The organism is Chryseobacterium gleum, from assembly GCF_900636535.1.
Taxonomy (GTDB): domain Bacteria; phylum Bacteroidota; class Bacteroidia; order Flavobacteriales; family Weeksellaceae; genus Chryseobacterium; species Chryseobacterium gleum.
Map to the genome: position 1 here is coordinate 1,158,156 of NZ_LR134289.1, position 16,649 is coordinate 1,174,804.

Consider the following 16,649-nt stretch of genomic DNA (forward strand, 5'->3'; position numbering starts at 1 on the left):
TTTCAAATTTTTCCTCTCATTTTTACTTTATTAAATGAAAGATTATGGAAAACAATAAACAACCCCAACTGATCAATCCTGCTGAGTTATTTAATCCCGCTCCTTATGGTTTTTCTCACAGTATTTCTGTGGAATCTCCTTCCAGGATGTGTTTTATATCCGGACAGAGTGGCGGCGTAGGTGAAAATCATGTATTGGCAGATGACTTTAAAACTCAGGTTCAGAATGCTTTGAAAAATTTGCAAATCGTTTTACAGAGCCATTCAATGACGTTTGAAAATATAGTTAAAATCACCTTGCTTATTGTAGATCACAACCAGGAAAAACTTGAAATATGGACAGAAGAAGCCAGGAAAGTCTGGAAATCTACATTACTGCCAACAAGTACACTTATTCCTGTAAGTCAGCTGGCTTTACCCGGAATGTTGTTTGAAATAGACGCGATTGCTCTGGAATAGCTTGACAGCTAGGAGTATCTGATACGATGATATGATAATTCTTACCTTCAACCTTATTAATTTAATCCTGCCTGAATATTCAATTCAGGCATTTTTTATTTATATCAAAGGCTATCATCACTGTTTTTATCCGATATTTTTAAACAACAAGATACCACATTATTTAAAATAATTCTAAACTATGTGAAAATAAAATCTCTTACAAACACTTACAACAAAGGAATTGTTACAAAAAATTAAAAGATTATTAATTCAAATTACGTAGAAATACTGAATCTTATCTGCCGGGATGTGATTAATTTCGGATCAACAAAATTGATAACTATGGATCGCCTGAAATACATTCAATCATTTCTGAACAAGAGGTGATATCTGAAAAATCCGGCAGCTGTAGATCAATCAGCTTAATCATCTCCTGTTAATAAGGAGTTGAAGATATTGAATCCAAATTTTTTACGAAATGAATATTATTAACAAAATTCTCAACGTCAACGATTATTATTTCGACGTGTTCATGTCTATCTCGGAAGCGCTTACCGGGTTCACCGTAAACGAACTCCAGTCAACAGGGCTCGCAGAAACCTATTACACATATGTTTTAAAAAGCCTGGAAGCAGCCACTTTCGTAGAATTCCTTACGGTTTCTAAAAATATCCTTGAAAATTCTTCCGGTGAGGAAGCATTAAAAAATGCCATCCAATCCGAAATTATTGGTAACCCGGGAATGAACGACATTGCCGGAAAAGTAATTACCATGTGGTACCTGGGAACCTGGGATGGTGCTTATATCAATGATCTTTCTTATAAGGAAGGCCTTGTATGGAACCTGATACATGCCCATCCGCCCGGAGCAAAACAACCTGGCTACAAATCATGGAATATTAAACCTGTAAACACCCACTCATGAATCCAATCCATAACAAAAAAGATGTGATCATTGTAGGAACAGGGATCGCAGGGTCATTAATCGCAAAGCTATTGTCTGACCATGTATTTGACGTCACCAAAGGAAAAATGGTTCATCGTGCAGATGCGGGAAAATCTGATAATATTAAGGAGATTTCCATACTTATGTACGAAGCAGGCCTGGAAGCAGGTATTGAGCTGGATTCCGTATCTTCAATGACCACTTATAATGAGTATATCCGGACTTTTTACAGAGAGGAAGCCAAAGTTCCCAATTCTCCTTATCCGAACTTAAAGCAGGCTCCTTCTCCCAACGTTTTGGATATGGAACATATTGTTCAGCCGTATCCGGATAAAAAAGGGTATCTTGTTCAGTTCGGGCCGATGCCGTTTGCCAGTGATGCAATAAGAGTAGGCGGCGGAACTACCCTTCACTGGCTGGGAACCACTCCAAGAATGCTTCCCAACGATTTCAAACTTACCGAAAAATATGGTATTACGATTCCAAAGCCGGATTCTGATGAGCAAACTCCTGTCGACTGGCCGATAAGCTATGAAGAATTAAGGCCTTATTATGAGATGGCAGAGTTTGAAATCGGGGTTTCCGGGGATGTTTCGAAACAGGAATATCCGATTACTGAGAAAACGCAAGATTATTATGGAAATTATGTATTTCCAATGGAAGAAATTCCACAGAGTTATATGGACCATAAGATTATTGAGGGACTTAAAGGAACAAGTGTAAATCTAAGTTCAGGAGAAATTCCTTTAATGATGGTACCTTCTCCACAGGGAAGAAATTCCGTTCCCAATCCAAAATACGGAAAAACGAAGATCATTAAAGCAGAACCAAAGGTCTCCGGATATCAATTGGTTTTAGACAGTTCCGGAAAAGAAGAATACAAAGCGCTCGGTTCTGTTTGGAATCCTTATATGGGTGAACGCTGCGAAGGGAATGCTTCGTGTGTTCCGATCTGTCCTGTTCAGGCGAAGTACAATGCCTTAAAAACATTGAAAAAGGCTTTATATAAAATGAATGATAACGATAACCTGAGCCGTAATCCATTCATGCAGATTCAGGCACAGAGTGTAGTTTACAGATTAAGCATTGATCCAAATGACAATCATAAAGTTTCAAAGGTTCATCTGAGAAGATATATCTCAAAAGAAAAAACCGATTTCGTTGAAGAATCTATTGATACTTCAGATGCCATCGTCATTCTGGCAGCTAATGCTTTTGAAAATCCAAAGATTTTATTAAACTCCAGATACACGACCCCGGATGGTATAAAGACTGCAGCCAACAGCAGTGATCAGGTAGGAAGAAACCTGATGGACCATATGGTAATGCTTACCTGGGGACTTTTCCCTGAACCGGTATATCCGTACAGAGGCCCGGGTTCTACTACAAATATTTCTTCTTTCCGTGACGGAGCGTTCAGAAAGGACTTTTCTGCATGGATCTCCCCGCTCGACAATTGGGGCTGGGGCTGGCCGGCATTTTCTCCGGGTTCTGATGTGGCCTACTTTATCAAAGAAAAACAGTTTGGGGCAGAATTAAGAAAAAATCTTACCGACAGACTTTCAAAACAGGTATTATTTCATTTTGAAATTGAACAGCTCCCGAATCCAAATAACAGGGTAACCATCAATGATGAATATCTGGATGTTCTCGGAATTCCACGCCCTGTGATTCATTATGAACTTACAGAGTATGAAATGAAAGCTATGGAGCAGGCAAAAAATGCTTCGGATCAGATGTTTAAAAGGTTAAACATTAAGGATTGTACAAAATATACTGCAGAAGATAAAAACTCTGTGATATACAATAAGAAAAGATATTCTTACAATGGTGCAGGGCACATCGTGGGAACTCACAGAATGGGTTCTAAAGCTGAAGAATCCGTAACCAACAGCTACTGCAAAACCTGGGATCATCCGAATTTATACGTTGTAGGTGCGGGAAATATGACCACGCTGGGAACATCAAATCCTACTTTAACATTATCAGCATTCACCATCCGTTCGGTAGAATCCATCCTTGCTGATCTTGAAATTCAACTTAAAAAATAACAACATGAGACAAAGACTTATCAATAAAGCACCACAACCACAGGAGACCTTAACAGCAGGAAGAATGGCGGCGGCAAGAAGCGCAGCCATTATAGAACCTGTTTCATTGCCTTCTTTATTATTTGATTCAACACTGAGTAAAGAAGACTGGATAGAAGGATTAAAGCATCATAGTAAAACAGTAACCCATCTTTTACTGAATGATCAGATTAAAGATTTTAATGCCTATCTGGAATCTCAGTTCGGTTCAGGAATTTCAGAAATAAAAAAAGAGATCACAGAAATCGATTACAAACCGATTTTGCAGGATCTTTTGCAGACAGCAATTCTTATTGAACATTCTACTATTCCTCCTTATCTTACCGCTTTGTATTCAATTAAAGACGGAACCAATGCTCTGGCTTCACAAATCATCAGAAGTGTTGCTGTAGAGGAAATGCTTCATTTGATTATGGTTTGTAATGTATTGAATGCCATCGATATTCAACCTTCCGTCAACAAAAAGGAGAACTACCCTACTTATCCCATGAAATTACCCATGAATGTTGATTTCTATGTAGGTCTGGAAACATTCTCAAGCAACAGCATTGCAACATTTATCGCAATAGAAAGCCCAAGCCAACCTCTTGTAAAAGCTCCGAAATATGATTATGAAACGAAAACTTCTGAATTATATTCCCAAAGAGCTGCCCTGCAGGAAAACCACCTCTGGACACTTGAAAACATGAAAGGTTTCATCATGGAAAATGTACACACCATTGGTGAGTATTATGATGTTTTATTCTTCTATATCGTTATTTTCCAGATTATTGCTTACTATAAAGCACATGGAACACTTCCGAAGAATTTCGAAGAATTAAATGCCGGAGGGATTTTCACAGGAAAGCCGGAAAAACAAATCCGTCCTGAGCAATATTATGGAAGTGGTGGAAAATTACATTCCGTGGAAGCTTTAATTGGAGTTATTGCTGTTTTCCAGGAAATTAAGGGTCAGGGTGAAGGAGCTGATGATTCTATTTTCGATGTGGATCCTTCACAGTTTGAAGAAGGGGTTGAACTGGCTCATTATTTCAGATTCAAAGAAGTTTTTCATGAGCATTTTTATCTGGGAGGAAACTATGAGCCCTTCATGGACGAAAATGGGATGATGCCTGTAACCACGCCGCCTACAGGAAAAGATCTTCCGGTAGACTGGAATGAGGCATATCCGATGAAACCCAATCCTAAGCTGGAAGATTATATTCAAAATAAAGAATTACATACTCAGGCTATTGAATTTAATAAAACATACAGACGTCTGCTGGATGCTATTCAAAGTGCTGTGGAAGGTAACCAGCGAGAGCTTGAAAAATCAATTATGTATATGTATGCTTTAAAAGAACAGGCTGTTAATCTGATGAAACAACCCCTGGATGCTCAGACTAATGCGGGACCAACATTCGAATACACCGATCTGTAACTATAAAAACTAAATATCATGCTTAAAAGAAAAAAAGAGAGTCCCGAAGCGGGAGGAGAACAGCTATTCCGCAGAATGCCAGGCCAAAATGGAGTTAATCTGGCCGAACTTATGGATGGCTATTCCAAGCTTCCTATTGATGATCCGGTAAGGCCATTCAGAGAAGACAATCTGCAGTCGATTGAAAACAATGTAGATTACGGTATCCTTGCCGCATTGGATGGCACATGGGTAAGCTACAATGTGAACTATAATAAAGATGTTACCAGTCCTTCACTGGCAAGCGGTGTCCATACTACAATTATGCCGTCTCCGGGAACCAACCCGGGAACAATTCCCGGAAAATTCGCTTTTACCAGTGAAGAGTATATTGAGAAGCTGACCTTTTCCATTGTTCCCGGCGGTGTACGTAACCGTGGTGGTGCCAGTGAGCTATTCTGCGGAGCAGTTAAATATGAGCAAAGTATTAAAAGTGTGACTACCGTACAGGGGCAGGAAGCATTAAAATACACTCCTATTCATGAAGAAAACGGAATGTATCTTTGGCTGAGCGATGTTTATAATCATGCGGCTACCAAAAAATCTATTGAAAGAGACCGTGGTATCCATGCCGTTTCAACAGAAGATGCCAAGTATGGATATACCGGCGAATACAGAGATGAGCCTTTGCTGAGGATAACACCGGACGGTGAAGCAAACCCACAATATATTCTTCAAAGCCAGCTACAACCGGGGCAGCCTTATTATGAAATCATTCCTGCGCAGGAAATAAAGCCGGGAGCAGGACTTGATGGTCCTTATTTTATCCCGGACTACTCTATTTCGCGAAGCGGTGTGATTCCCCATGGGAGCACCATTACTTTGCTCGGAGATATTGTCCCGCAAAATACTGCTGATCAAACCTTTTATTTAATCAATGGATCTCCTAAGTTCCCTTACGGTAAAGAGGCATGGGATACGAATCATCTTTCTATTTCACGTACAATGGGAAATGCAGGGGTAACACCTGACAATATTATTGATCTTGACCAGCCAGCACCGGCCTGGGTGCATGAAACACTTAATGATGATAATGATCCTGGTTCAAACAAAATTTACACCCAGAGAATACTGGCTGATGATTTATATCCCTATTCTGTACGGCCGGATTTAAGACTCAGAGATACATTAAGAGGTCAGGAGGTCAGCAATTATGTCCATGTTAGAATGTCTTCCAAGATGAAAACCGGGGCGCAGGGCGGAATTTTAAATGTACCGTTTGTCAACCGTTTTGTCCCGACCGTTGAAGTGGATATGAACATGTGGATTGAAACAGTGATTGAAAACGGAAAAGAGATTCTTCAGCTGCAATATGAGCAGATTGTATTTTTCGAATTTGATTTCGGAAATGACGGTGGTACCACGAGCTGGCCCCACATCCAGGTGAACACACTCCGTAAAATAGAAGATATTCCTGAGGATCAGAGAAAAGTAATTGAAGAGCAGTTCTTTAATACCGGAGTTAATGCCGGCGCAGCTTCTGGCTGTCCTTATCATAAAGGATAGACACCATAATTATCATAAAAAAAGGGACAAACTATTGTCCCTTTTTCTGTTCTTTATAATAGATTAAAGATTATCGTGGGCCTGCTCTACCATGAAAGATATTGCCTTTTTGATTTTTTCCCGTCCTTCAGGAGTATTGGTATCTATACCACAGAAAATACTTCCGTTCAGAGACGAAAACATATTCAGGTAATACAATCCTGAAACCATAATAGCCATAATAGAACGATAGGTATCCATTTTATCTTTGAAACGGGACTCCATCAATAATTTAAAGATATATTCTCCGTTTTCCTCCTGAGTGTCAATCAGTTTTTTTAATGATTTCCGGGGCTCAGAAATAGTCCACAACAAGAGTTTCTGAGCTTCTTTATTGGCATATACATAATCAAACTGGGAAAGCAGCATATGCTCGATAAATTCTCTGCCTCCATCTTCAAGATTCGGCTTCATCTTTTCCACTTCCTCGCTGGTTACTTTTACCCAAAAATCCTGTGTTCTGACATATTCGTCCATAAGGCCATCCATTCCTCCAAAATAGGTATAGATCATTTTCTTATCTACCCCGGCAGTAGCAGCGATGTCATTTATCTTCAACCCTGCATGTCCTTTAGTTTTCAGTATTTTTCCAACGGCATCTAAAAACTTTTTCTTACTTCGTTCTTTATTTCTGATACTACCTGATGCTGACTTTCTTTCCATGACTAAACATTCAATATACAAGTTTAAGAATTTTTTTTATTATTTTAGACACCGAACAGTGTCTAATATCATTGATTTGTCTATATTTGCAAAAACTGATCGTACCAAACAGACAGGATCACTATCAGATTTGAAAAATAAAACTCTTCAGATTGTATTGTTAGTTCCCTCAGTTTAAAATGTTTCTGTCATCAGCAACTGAGGAAAAAAGACAAAAACGGTATTACTTTTTCATAGTGGTTGTCTTTAAATCTGAAAGTGTTTTGATATAAAATAAAATATTTTTGTATAGATATTTCTTATTTGACAACACCGAGGTAAGCATAAAAATTACTTCTGTAATTGGGTAAAACCGAATCTGTTTTGCTCATCAAAGTAAGAATTACTTTACAACAATAAAAATTATTACACTGAAAACCAATACTTTAAATAAAACCAGTAAAATTTTTATTATTTTACACACTTAGTAGTGTCTTATTTTATATATTTGTAGAAACTAATACCATCTATATATTTAAAACACTATCAGGTTGAAAAATAAAACAAGTCACATTGTATTATTGAGTTCCCTTACTTAAGAACATTTCGAAATGAAACGACTAGGTAGAAACGCAACTTTATAGACAGACCATTAGATTTCTAATGGTTTTGTTTTTTTATCAGAACCCTGCAAATGTTCATAAGTACGATGCAGCAGAAATGAGATTGCTGTTTTGATTTTATCTCTTCCTTTAATGGTACTGAGGTCTATTCCACAGAAAATACTCCCATTCATCGCAGCATACATATTAAGGTAATACAATCCTGAAACCAGAATGGCAAGAATAGAACGGACATCTTCAGTTTTATCCTTAACATATGGATTCATCAGCATTTTAAAAATATATTCTCTGTTTTCTTCCTGGATATGGTTGAGTTTTTTTAATGGTTTCCGGCTTTCCGATAAACACCATAGAAGTAATTTTTGTGCCTCTTTATTGTTGTAGACATAATCAAATTTTGCCTGAAGCATTTTTTCCATGAAAGATTTTCCACCATCTTCTAATTGAAAACTTATTTTTTCAACTTCTTCAATGTCTAATTCACTCCAGTAATCCTGTGATCGAAAATACTCATCAATCAACCCGTCTAAGCCCCCAAAATAAGAATATATCATTTTCTTATCTACTCCGGCTGCTGCAGCAATACTGCTTACTTTCAAGGCGGTATATCCTTTTGTTCTCAGTATTTTCCCTACTGCATCCAGGAATTTTTTTTTACTACGTTCTTTGTTCCGAATGCTTCCTGCTACTGGCTTTCTTTCCATGACAAACTTTCAATCGTACAAGTTTATGAATTTTTTTTCATTTTAGACACTTTTTAGTGTCTAAATGTATATATTTGTAGAAACTAATAACCATTTTATTGAAACGGATAATCAAAGTTGTGAGGTTGATTGAGATCAGATTGTACCGTTAGTTCCCTCAGTTAAAGTATTTTAATATTCAATAACTGAGGTAAAACATTACTCAGACAGCATTATTATCATTGTAATGGTGCTGTCTTTTATTAAAGATATTTTTAACAGTTATGAATATTCTGCAAGATATTGTAGCTGATCATTTGATAAGATACGACTTTTTTGATTTTTAAATGTATGTAAAGTCGCTGTATGAAAGGGTTTTTACCTGCCACTTTAAAAATTTAACATTTTTTTTTCAAATTTTTTTCAATTTAGACACTACGTAGTGTCTTATTTTGTATATTTGCTTCAAACTAATAACCATTTTATATAGAACACTATGTGGATGGAAAATAAAAATTTCGAAAAATGCAACTAAGGTAAAAGCACAATGCAACAGTATCATTAGCTCTTTAGTGATACTGTTTTTAATTTTAGTTCTGATTCGGATTTAATCTGCAGAAAATTGTATACCGACGGTACGGTATCAAAATAGTTGATATGAAGAGAGACTGTCCTCGGACAGTCTCATTTTTATAAAGTTTAAGCTATTCTAACCTTTTGCTTTTTCGTCTGTGAAAAACTGAAATCCCTCTTTCTTCTCAATAAGCTGTAACGGATATAGAGACGGATTGTATTCACCGTTCAGCACTTCATTCAATGCATGCTTTTTGGATTCACCAAATGCTATTACCAGAATATTTTCTGCTTTGTTGATGACAGGTGCTGTCAAAGTAATCCTGAACATTTCCTGCGGCTTAAGATAATAGGCCGAGACCCACTTTTCTTTTTCTTCCAAAACGGCTTCTCCGGGAAAAAGAGAAGCTGTATGCCCATCATCTCCCATTCCTAAAAGGATAAAATCAAAAGTTCCCTCATTACCAAGAACATTCCTGATCTGCTGTTCGTAGGTTTCCGCATAGTCTTCAGGACTGATTCCTTCAGCATACATAGGAAATACATGATTTTTATCTACAGGAACCTGACTGAGAAGGGTTTCATCTGTCATGCGGAAATTGCTCTTATCATCATGTAAAGGAACCCAACGTTCATCAACCCAAAAAAAGTAGATTTTATTCCACTCAATCTGATCTTTATATTCCGGTGTTGCCAGTAGTTTGAAAATGGCTTTTGGAGAAGATCCTCCGCTCAACGCCACCACAAAGCTTCCCTTTTTCTGAATAGATTTTTTTGAAAGGTCAACAAATGCATCTGCTGCCTTTGTGTACAGTTTTTCGAGATCGTCAAATACTGTAATATTCATTTTTTGTCTGTTTAAATTTATATTGTTTATACCCAGCTGTGCCCCTGTCTTTCAACCAAAGCATTAACATCTTCAGGCCCCCAGCTTCCGGCTTTATAGTTCGGGAATGATAAGTCTTTATTATTCTCCCAGGCTTCCTGTATAGTGGTAACAACGTCCCATGCTTCTTCTACCTGATCAGAACGCATAAATAAGGTAAGATCTCCTAAAAGTGCATCCTGTAAAAGCGTTTCGTAGGCTTCCGGAGTATCTTCCTGGCATGCAAAATTATCAAAAATCATTTCTGCCGGTTTCAAATCCAATGTCAGCCCCGGTTTTTTCGTCATAAATTGTAACCTGATATCCATCATAGGCTGAATATTAATGATCAGCCTGTTCGCTGATAAATGGTGCGGACTGTCTGAGAATGTGGAATGAGGAAGCGGCTTAAACTGAATCGTAATGTAGGAATGTTTTTCTTTCATTTTTTTCCCGGTACGAACATAAAAAGGTACATTCTGCCATCTTTCATTATCCAGATAGAATTTTATTGCGGCAAAGGTTTCTGTGTTTGAATCTCCTGCAATACCATCCTCCTGGCGGTATCCTTTTACTTCAACACCGTTTATTGTTGCTTTTCCATACTGCCCTCTTACAGCATAGTGATCAACCTGGTCGGGTGATATTCTACGGATTGATTTCAGCACATCTACCTTACGGTCCCTGATCTCACCTGACTGCAATGAAGCCGGCGGTTCCATGGCGATCATACAAAGAATCTGCAAAAGGTGGTTCTGAATCATGTCTCTTAATGCTCCTGTCTGTTCGTAGAAAGCTCCTCTGGTTTCCACTCCTACTTCTTCGGCTACCGTAATCTGTACTGATTCTATATATTTATGATCCCATAAAGGCTCAAAAATTGAATTTCCAAATCTGAACGCCAATATATTCTGCACCGTTTCTTTTCCCAGATAATGATCGATACGATAGATCTGCTCTTCTTCAAAAGTTTTTGCCAGAAGACTGTTCAGTTCAATCGCTGACTGTTTATTGTGGCCAAATGGCTTCTCAATAATAATGCGGTCTTTTTTCGGATCGGAAGCTAACGATGTGGTCTTAATATGGTTGGAAATCGTAGAGATAAAATTAGGTCCGATCGAGAGATAAAATAACCTATTGGCTCTCATTCCGTAAACGGAATCAAAATCCTGAAGCTTTTGCTGCAGATTCTGATAAGAACTTTCTTCATCCAGCTGATGCTGAAAGTAAGTAATGTGAGCCTGAAAACCTGCCCAGTCTTCAGAAGTCACTTTTTTTCTGGAGAAACTCTCAAGATTTTCCTTGATGTAATTTCTAAAAAGTTCATTGGTATTTTCTGCTCTTCCCAGTGCTATAATATTAAAGCCTTTGGGCATTCTCCCATCGATATACAGATTATAAAATGCCGGAAAAAGTTTTCTTTTTGCCAGATCGCCTGTCGCACCAAAAATAACAATATTTGTTGGCTGCAAGACTTTGTGTTGATTCATTTTTTTCCGAATTTTAATTGTTTGAACTTTGCCATGAGGTATGGAAAACTCCTTCCCTGTCAATACGTTGATAAGTATGAGCTCCGAAATAATCACGCTGAGCCTGGATCAGATTCACGGGAAGAGATTTTGTGGTATAGGCATCAAAATATCCTAAGGCTGTCTGGATTCCCAGGCTGGAAATTCCGTTCGCTACAGCATATCCGGCAGTTTTTCTTAAAGCTTTGATTTTTGATTTTACAAGTTCTGAAATTTCTTTATCAAGCAGAATGTTGGAAAGATTAGGATCCTGAGTATATGCAGAATAGAATTTTTCCAGCAGCACAGAACGGATGATACATCCTCCTCTCCAGATTTTTACAACATCTTTTAACGGAATTTCAAAACCATATTCTTCAGATGCTTTTACCAGTAAAGATAAACCTTGTGCATAGCTGATTAACGTAGAAAGGAAAAGAGCATCTCCCACTTCTTTAATAAACTGTTCTGTATCCTCAGGTTTTGTAATTTCTTTTTCAGAGTATATTTCAGAAGCCTGAACTCTTTCTTCTTTATATGCTGATAAAATTCTTGATGTTACCGCTATATCAATGGTGGGAATAGAAACCCCAATTTCCATAGCCTGTTCAGAAGTCCATTTTCCTGTTCCTTTTGCGCCAGCCTTATCTAAAATCTGATCTACAAGGTAATTATCTGTGAATGTATCTTTCTGGGTGAAAATATCTCTGGTAATTTCAATAAGGAATGAGTTCATTTCTCCGCTATTCCATTCTTTGAAAACCTGATACAGCTGATCATTATTTAAGCCTGCTCCCCTTTTAAGAAGATCATACGCTTCACTGATAAGCTGCATGATTGCATATTCAATACCATTGTGGACCATTTTTACGTAGTTTCCGGCTGATCCTTTTCCCATGTAGGCTGTACATGCTTCGTTATCAACTTTTGCTGCGATGGCTTCCAGCATTGGCTTCAGAAGTTTAAATGCTTCAGGATCACCTCCGGGCATTATGCTTGGACCTGTTCTGGCTCCTTTTTCACCCCCTGAAACTCCCATTCCCATAAAATGCAGCTTTTTGGATGCCAGATCAGCAACCCGTCTGTTGGTGTCTTCAAAATAAGAATTTCCTGCATCAATGACAATGTCACCTTCAGTTAAAAGCGGGGTAATATTTCCCAGCACTGCATCTACAGGTTTGCCTGCAGGAACCATAAGAATGATTTTTCTCGGGACTTCCAGCGCTGATACGAAATCTTCCAAAGTGTCTGTACCTCTTACTTTCATTCCTGAAGCAGCTCCTTCTTCCAGTTCTTTAACTTTCTCCTGATCAAGGTCAAATCCCGCGATTGAGAACCCGTTGTCAGCGATATTATAAAGCAGATTCCGCCCCATTACTCCAAGGCCAACCATTCCATAACTATATCTTTCCATTATATTGGTATTAATATGAATTTTGTTATACAGAGAATAAAATTACGCAAATGACTATAAGGAAAAAAATAAAAGAAAAGAAAAAGTTTTCAATACTTTCATTTATGCCCTCTAATATTCACATTTTCATATGATTTTGAGTTTACAGAATAAAATTCAATCATTAATATGGGAATGATCTATTAAAACAGTCTGTTTTTTGGCATAATTAAACTTATATTTGCCAAAATTTATAAAGTAATGAACTATAAACTTGAACTCAACACTCAGGAGCCTAATTCTAAAATCGTTTTTAATAACATCATATTTGATTCGTTCAAGATTAATATAGTTGAAAGATATATCGGTTCCATGAAGGCTCGTCCTACATTATGTGAAGTTTTGTTTAAAGTAAGAACTTTGGATGATGTATTGATTAACAGAAAAGATGGTAATATAAGAGTAAAGGTAAAAGGTGATGATTTTGAAACCTATCAGAAATTATCCCGAGATCTGAATTCTTATGAATACAAAAACAAACTGATTAACAGAAAAGAGGTAGAACAGAATTATGTTCATTTCATCCTGAGTTTAGTGATCGCAAATTATCAGCTTAATTAAGCTGTTCCAAGTAATTCTCCTTTTGTATTTTTCGCAGAAGGAGAATTCTCAGGATAAGGTGTATGAAAAAACCGTTTTTTATATTAACCTGCAGATTATAAATCAAACTATTCTTTATTGTTTTGATTATATTTTTTCTGATTCTTTCAATTATCTGCTTCTCTGCAATGCACAACAATACTTCTATATTTCATAAGTAATGAGTATATTTTATTTCGGAACGTTGTTTTACTTTATTTCAACAGTTTTGAAAACCAGACGTAAATATCCATATCGCTGGGGACATTTAGCTTTTTCCTTAGATTGTATTTTTTTGTTTGTACCGTCCTCACTGATGTAAAAGTATATTCAGCAATTTCTTTGGTAGAAAAATTCAGGTAGATGTAAGCACAGAACCTTATTTCTGATATTTTTAAAGGAGAAACTTTCAGCAGCTCTTCTGAAAAACGAGGGCAGTACTCATTAAAACGCGTCAAAAACTCGGGATTATTTTCTTTGGCAAGCTGTGTCACTTCTTTAAAAATGCTCTCCTGCACCGGCAACTGATGAGGGATATCTATTTTATCCAGGTTTTTACTTTTATGTTTTCTATAATAATATAGAAAAAGGAAAATAAAGAGAATACATACTGCAATACTTAATGATAAAATGAAAAAAAGTTTTTTGTTTTCTTTTTTCCTGTTCATATTTTCCAATTCATTCTGTTTGTCTACAGTATCATTCAGTGTTTGATTTTGCTCACGGTTTACTTCTTCTATACTTACCAGCCAGTTGGAATAGTAACCAACACTGTCTTTCTGACCAATACTTTTATATAAAGCATTAAGCTCATCTCCCACTGCAATTTGATAGTTCTCACTTTTAAAGTAATTTTTGGCAATATTTTTGGCAATCCATAAATAGTGCTGCGCCTGTTCAACATTTTTAACTGTTCTAAAATATCTTCCGGCATATAATGAAGTTATATATTTCAGACTGGTATCATTTACTTTTTTTTCATCCTGAATGGCTTCCTCAATATATACACGTGCAGAATCCAATTTATTAAGATCAATATATATTCCTCCCAGATAAGCTGAAGTTTTATAACTGTTACTCAATCTGTTTTTATCAATCCGATAACGGTTACCTTTATTTTCTCTGTATATTTTTGAAAATTTATACGCAATTTTACTATACTGTAATGCGAGCTGCTTATTGGTGTCAATATATTTATCAGCATATTGCCTGTTGATCAGATAAATAAAATAAGCATTCCCTGTCTTCATTGCTTCATCATAGATTTCATCCAGTTCCTTAAAAGAAGCAACTCTCTCACCCAATTTTCGGTATAAAAAAGATTTTTGCAAATGAATATAAAAGATAACTTCAAAGTCGGTATCAGAATTGATGAGGTTTTCTTTTTCTACTTTATTGATATAATAAAAAGACTTCCTGGTGTCATTCATTTTATCATAGATATTCGCAATCTTAAGATATCCTAATGCAACACAATCATTGTATGAATTTTTTTTACAAACTGCAATAAGACTGTCAATCTGTTTTATCTCTTTTGGGCCGGCAGTCGAAAAGTCTATATCAAAAATAATATTCTTTATTTCTTGTTCCGTGTGCTGTGCATAGAAGAAGGAAGAAATAAAAAAGAATACAATCATTATTTTTTTCATCATAATGCTATTAAAATAAAATGCAATATTAATACTACTCCACTACCAAATAACCTAAAATACATACGTATTACATACACAATATGCGAAAATCACAATACAACATTACTTGTAATACAAAATTAGCAATTACTTTTGAATGCCCGGATATTATAAAATACAATATGTGTATACAACAGCAATTTAAATATTTTTAGCAGTATACTATAAAAATGATTGTATTTAAAAAAGGCAAAGAATAATACATAACTTTAAAATTTATAAAACATTTTTTAATCATCGTTTGTGTTTAGTACCTGTAGTATAAGTGGTTGTCTACAGGTACCTTTTTAAAATTACAATTCAACAAATTGATATATGATAAAAAAACTACTCCTTCTGATATGTACAGGTTTTTCAGTCTTATTATTCTGCCAAGCCGATGAGGTTCTGTTTATTGGAAACAGTGTTACCTATTTTAATGATATGCCTGAAATTTTCAAAAATATAGCAATTTCAAAAGGAAAAAATGTTTCGATAACGACGCATACACCGGGAGGAACAGGTTTTGTCAATCACGTGGATGATCCTTTGCTGTATCAGAAAATAAGATCTAAAAACTACAAATATGTTATCATGCAGCCCGGAACGGCTGAATCTGCCGGTCATTCTTACCCTGTTTCTGTAACAGCTGAACGCGGACGCAAAATAAGAGACTCTATCCGGAAGTACAGCCCCTGTTCCAAAATATTTCTGTATGAAATTCCTTACGGAGTACCATCTGCGAATGAATACAATGTTTATTTCAATGTCCAGCAGAAAATAAAGGATTCCATCACAAAGATGTCTAATCTGATGCAGGTAGAGATAATACCTGCCGGTGAATCTGCAAGACATTACTACAACTCTTCCCAGGATCTGGCACTTCACGGATCTTATAATGATATTCATCCGGGGCCCAAAGGAAGCTATCTTGTGGCTGCTTCTATATATTCCGCTATTTTCCAGGACCATGTCTTTCCATCCAATTTTTATAACGGACTACCTCAAAATACTGCTGAAAATTTTCAGAATATTGCTGATCTGGTCTTTTTTAATAATCCGGCGCAATGGAACAGTAATGTATTTCATCTTCATTCGGATTTTATAGCAGGAATCAATGGAATGACTGTGAGCTTAACCAATCAATCAGCGAATTACAATTCAGTACTGTGGAATTTCGGAGATGGCACCAATGACTCATCATTGAATCCGATTCATCAGTATACCTCTCCCGGAAGCTATACGGTTAATCTTACTGTTAATAAAAATTCATGTTCGGAAACCATCAGTAAAATCATTAATGTCGGTTCTCTTGGAACTATGGATATTGAAGTACAGTCTGAGCTTACATTTTACCCTAATCCTGTTACGGATTTCTGTTATCTTAAGAGTAAAGAAATGATAAAGAATATCAATCTTTATGATATGGCTCAAAGAAAGCTTTCCGAATGGAAAAACCTGCATTCCCATGATATAAAATTAGATTTATCAGCGTATGGCAAAGGGGTTTACATGATCAGTATTGTGTATGAAAATGACCGTAGGGAAAGCATTAAGATTATCGTTAAATAAC

The 16,649-nt window shown here is 36.5% G+C and carries 13 protein-coding genes; 7 read left to right on the forward strand and 6 right to left on the reverse strand.

Features of this window, described 5'->3' with window-relative positions:
- Nucleotides 1–44 precede the first annotated feature (44 nt).
- From EL165_RS05390 to EL165_RS05410, 5 genes are all read left to right on the forward strand, one after another.
- Nucleotides 45–458, forward strand: coding sequence for a RidA family protein (locus EL165_RS05390; protein WP_002978857.1), 414 nt, complete (start codon nt 45–47; stop codon nt 456–458).
- A gap of 460 nt (nt 459–918) precedes the next feature.
- Nucleotides 919–1,365 carry a hypothetical protein gene (locus EL165_RS05395; RefSeq protein ID WP_002978852.1) on the forward strand — a complete coding sequence of 149 codons (447 nt, stop codon included), beginning with the start codon at nt 919–921 and terminating at the stop codon, nt 1,363–1,365.
- On the forward strand, nt 1,362–3,437 hold the full coding sequence (locus EL165_RS05400; protein ID WP_002978849.1) for a GMC oxidoreductase: 2,076 nt from the start codon (nt 1,362–1,364) through the stop codon (nt 3,435–3,437). Before EL165_RS05395 ends, EL165_RS05400 begins: the two co-directional genes overlap by 4 nt.
- 4 nt (nt 3,438–3,441) lie before the next feature.
- On the forward strand, nt 3,442–4,896 hold the full coding sequence (locus EL165_RS05405) for a ferritin-like domain-containing protein (RefSeq protein WP_126358589.1): 1,455 nt from the start codon (nt 3,442–3,444) through the stop codon (nt 4,894–4,896).
- An 18-nt stretch (nt 4,897–4,914) separates the two neighbouring features.
- On the forward strand, nt 4,915–6,441 hold the full coding sequence (locus EL165_RS05410; protein WP_002978846.1) for a peroxidase, FMP-type: 1,527 nt from the start codon (nt 4,915–4,917) through the stop codon (nt 6,439–6,441).
- Nucleotides 6,442–6,504: 63 nt separating this feature from the next.
- Here EL165_RS05410 and EL165_RS05415 read toward each other — a convergent pair whose 3' ends face one another.
- The 5 genes from EL165_RS05415 to gndA all read right to left on the reverse strand — a co-directional run bounded on the left by EL165_RS05415 (nt 6,505) and on the right by gndA (nt 12,788).
- The gene (locus EL165_RS05415) at nt 6,505–7,143 is read right to left on the reverse strand and encodes a TetR/AcrR family transcriptional regulator (RefSeq protein WP_002978843.1); all 639 of its coding nucleotides are present in this window, start codon (nt 7,141–7,143) and stop codon (nt 6,505–6,507) included.
- Between the two features lie 631 nt (nt 7,144–7,774).
- On the reverse strand, nt 7,775–8,449 hold the full coding sequence (locus EL165_RS05420; RefSeq protein WP_002978840.1) for a TetR/AcrR family transcriptional regulator: 675 nt from the start codon (nt 8,447–8,449) through the stop codon (nt 7,775–7,777).
- Nucleotides 8,450–9,137: 688 nt separating this feature from the next.
- Nucleotides 9,138–9,848, reverse strand: coding sequence for a 6-phosphogluconolactonase (gene pgl, locus EL165_RS05425; protein WP_002978838.1), 711 nt, complete (start codon nt 9,846–9,848; stop codon nt 9,138–9,140).
- A gap of 26 nt (nt 9,849–9,874) precedes the next feature.
- Nucleotides 9,875–11,356 (reverse strand): glucose-6-phosphate dehydrogenase, encoded by a 1,482-nt coding sequence (gene zwf / locus EL165_RS05430; protein ID WP_002978836.1) that lies wholly within the window; start codon nt 11,354–11,356, stop codon nt 9,875–9,877.
- Between the two features lie 13 nt (nt 11,357–11,369).
- On the reverse strand, nt 11,370–12,788 hold the full coding sequence (gene gndA, locus EL165_RS05435; protein WP_002978834.1) for an NADP-dependent phosphogluconate dehydrogenase: 1,419 nt from the start codon (nt 12,786–12,788) through the stop codon (nt 11,370–11,372).
- 240 nt (nt 12,789–13,028) lie between these two features.
- Between gndA and EL165_RS05440 the strand changes: the two genes are divergently transcribed.
- Nucleotides 13,029–13,388, forward strand: a complete 360-nt coding sequence (locus EL165_RS05440; protein ID WP_002978832.1) for a hypothetical protein — start codon at nt 13,029–13,031, stop codon at nt 13,386–13,388.
- Nucleotides 13,389–13,621: 233 nt separating this feature from the next.
- Here EL165_RS05440 and EL165_RS05445 read toward each other — a convergent pair whose 3' ends face one another.
- A complete protein-coding gene (locus EL165_RS05445; protein WP_002978828.1) occupies nt 13,622–15,058 on the reverse strand; it encodes a helix-turn-helix transcriptional regulator in 1,437 nt (478 codons plus the stop codon).
- 354 nt (nt 15,059–15,412) lie between these two features.
- Between EL165_RS05445 and EL165_RS05450 the strand changes: the two genes are divergently transcribed.
- On the forward strand, nt 15,413–16,648 hold the full coding sequence (locus tag EL165_RS05450; RefSeq protein ID WP_002978826.1) for a PKD domain-containing protein: 1,236 nt from the start codon (nt 15,413–15,415) through the stop codon (nt 16,646–16,648).
- Nucleotide 16,649: the final 1 nt, after the last annotated feature.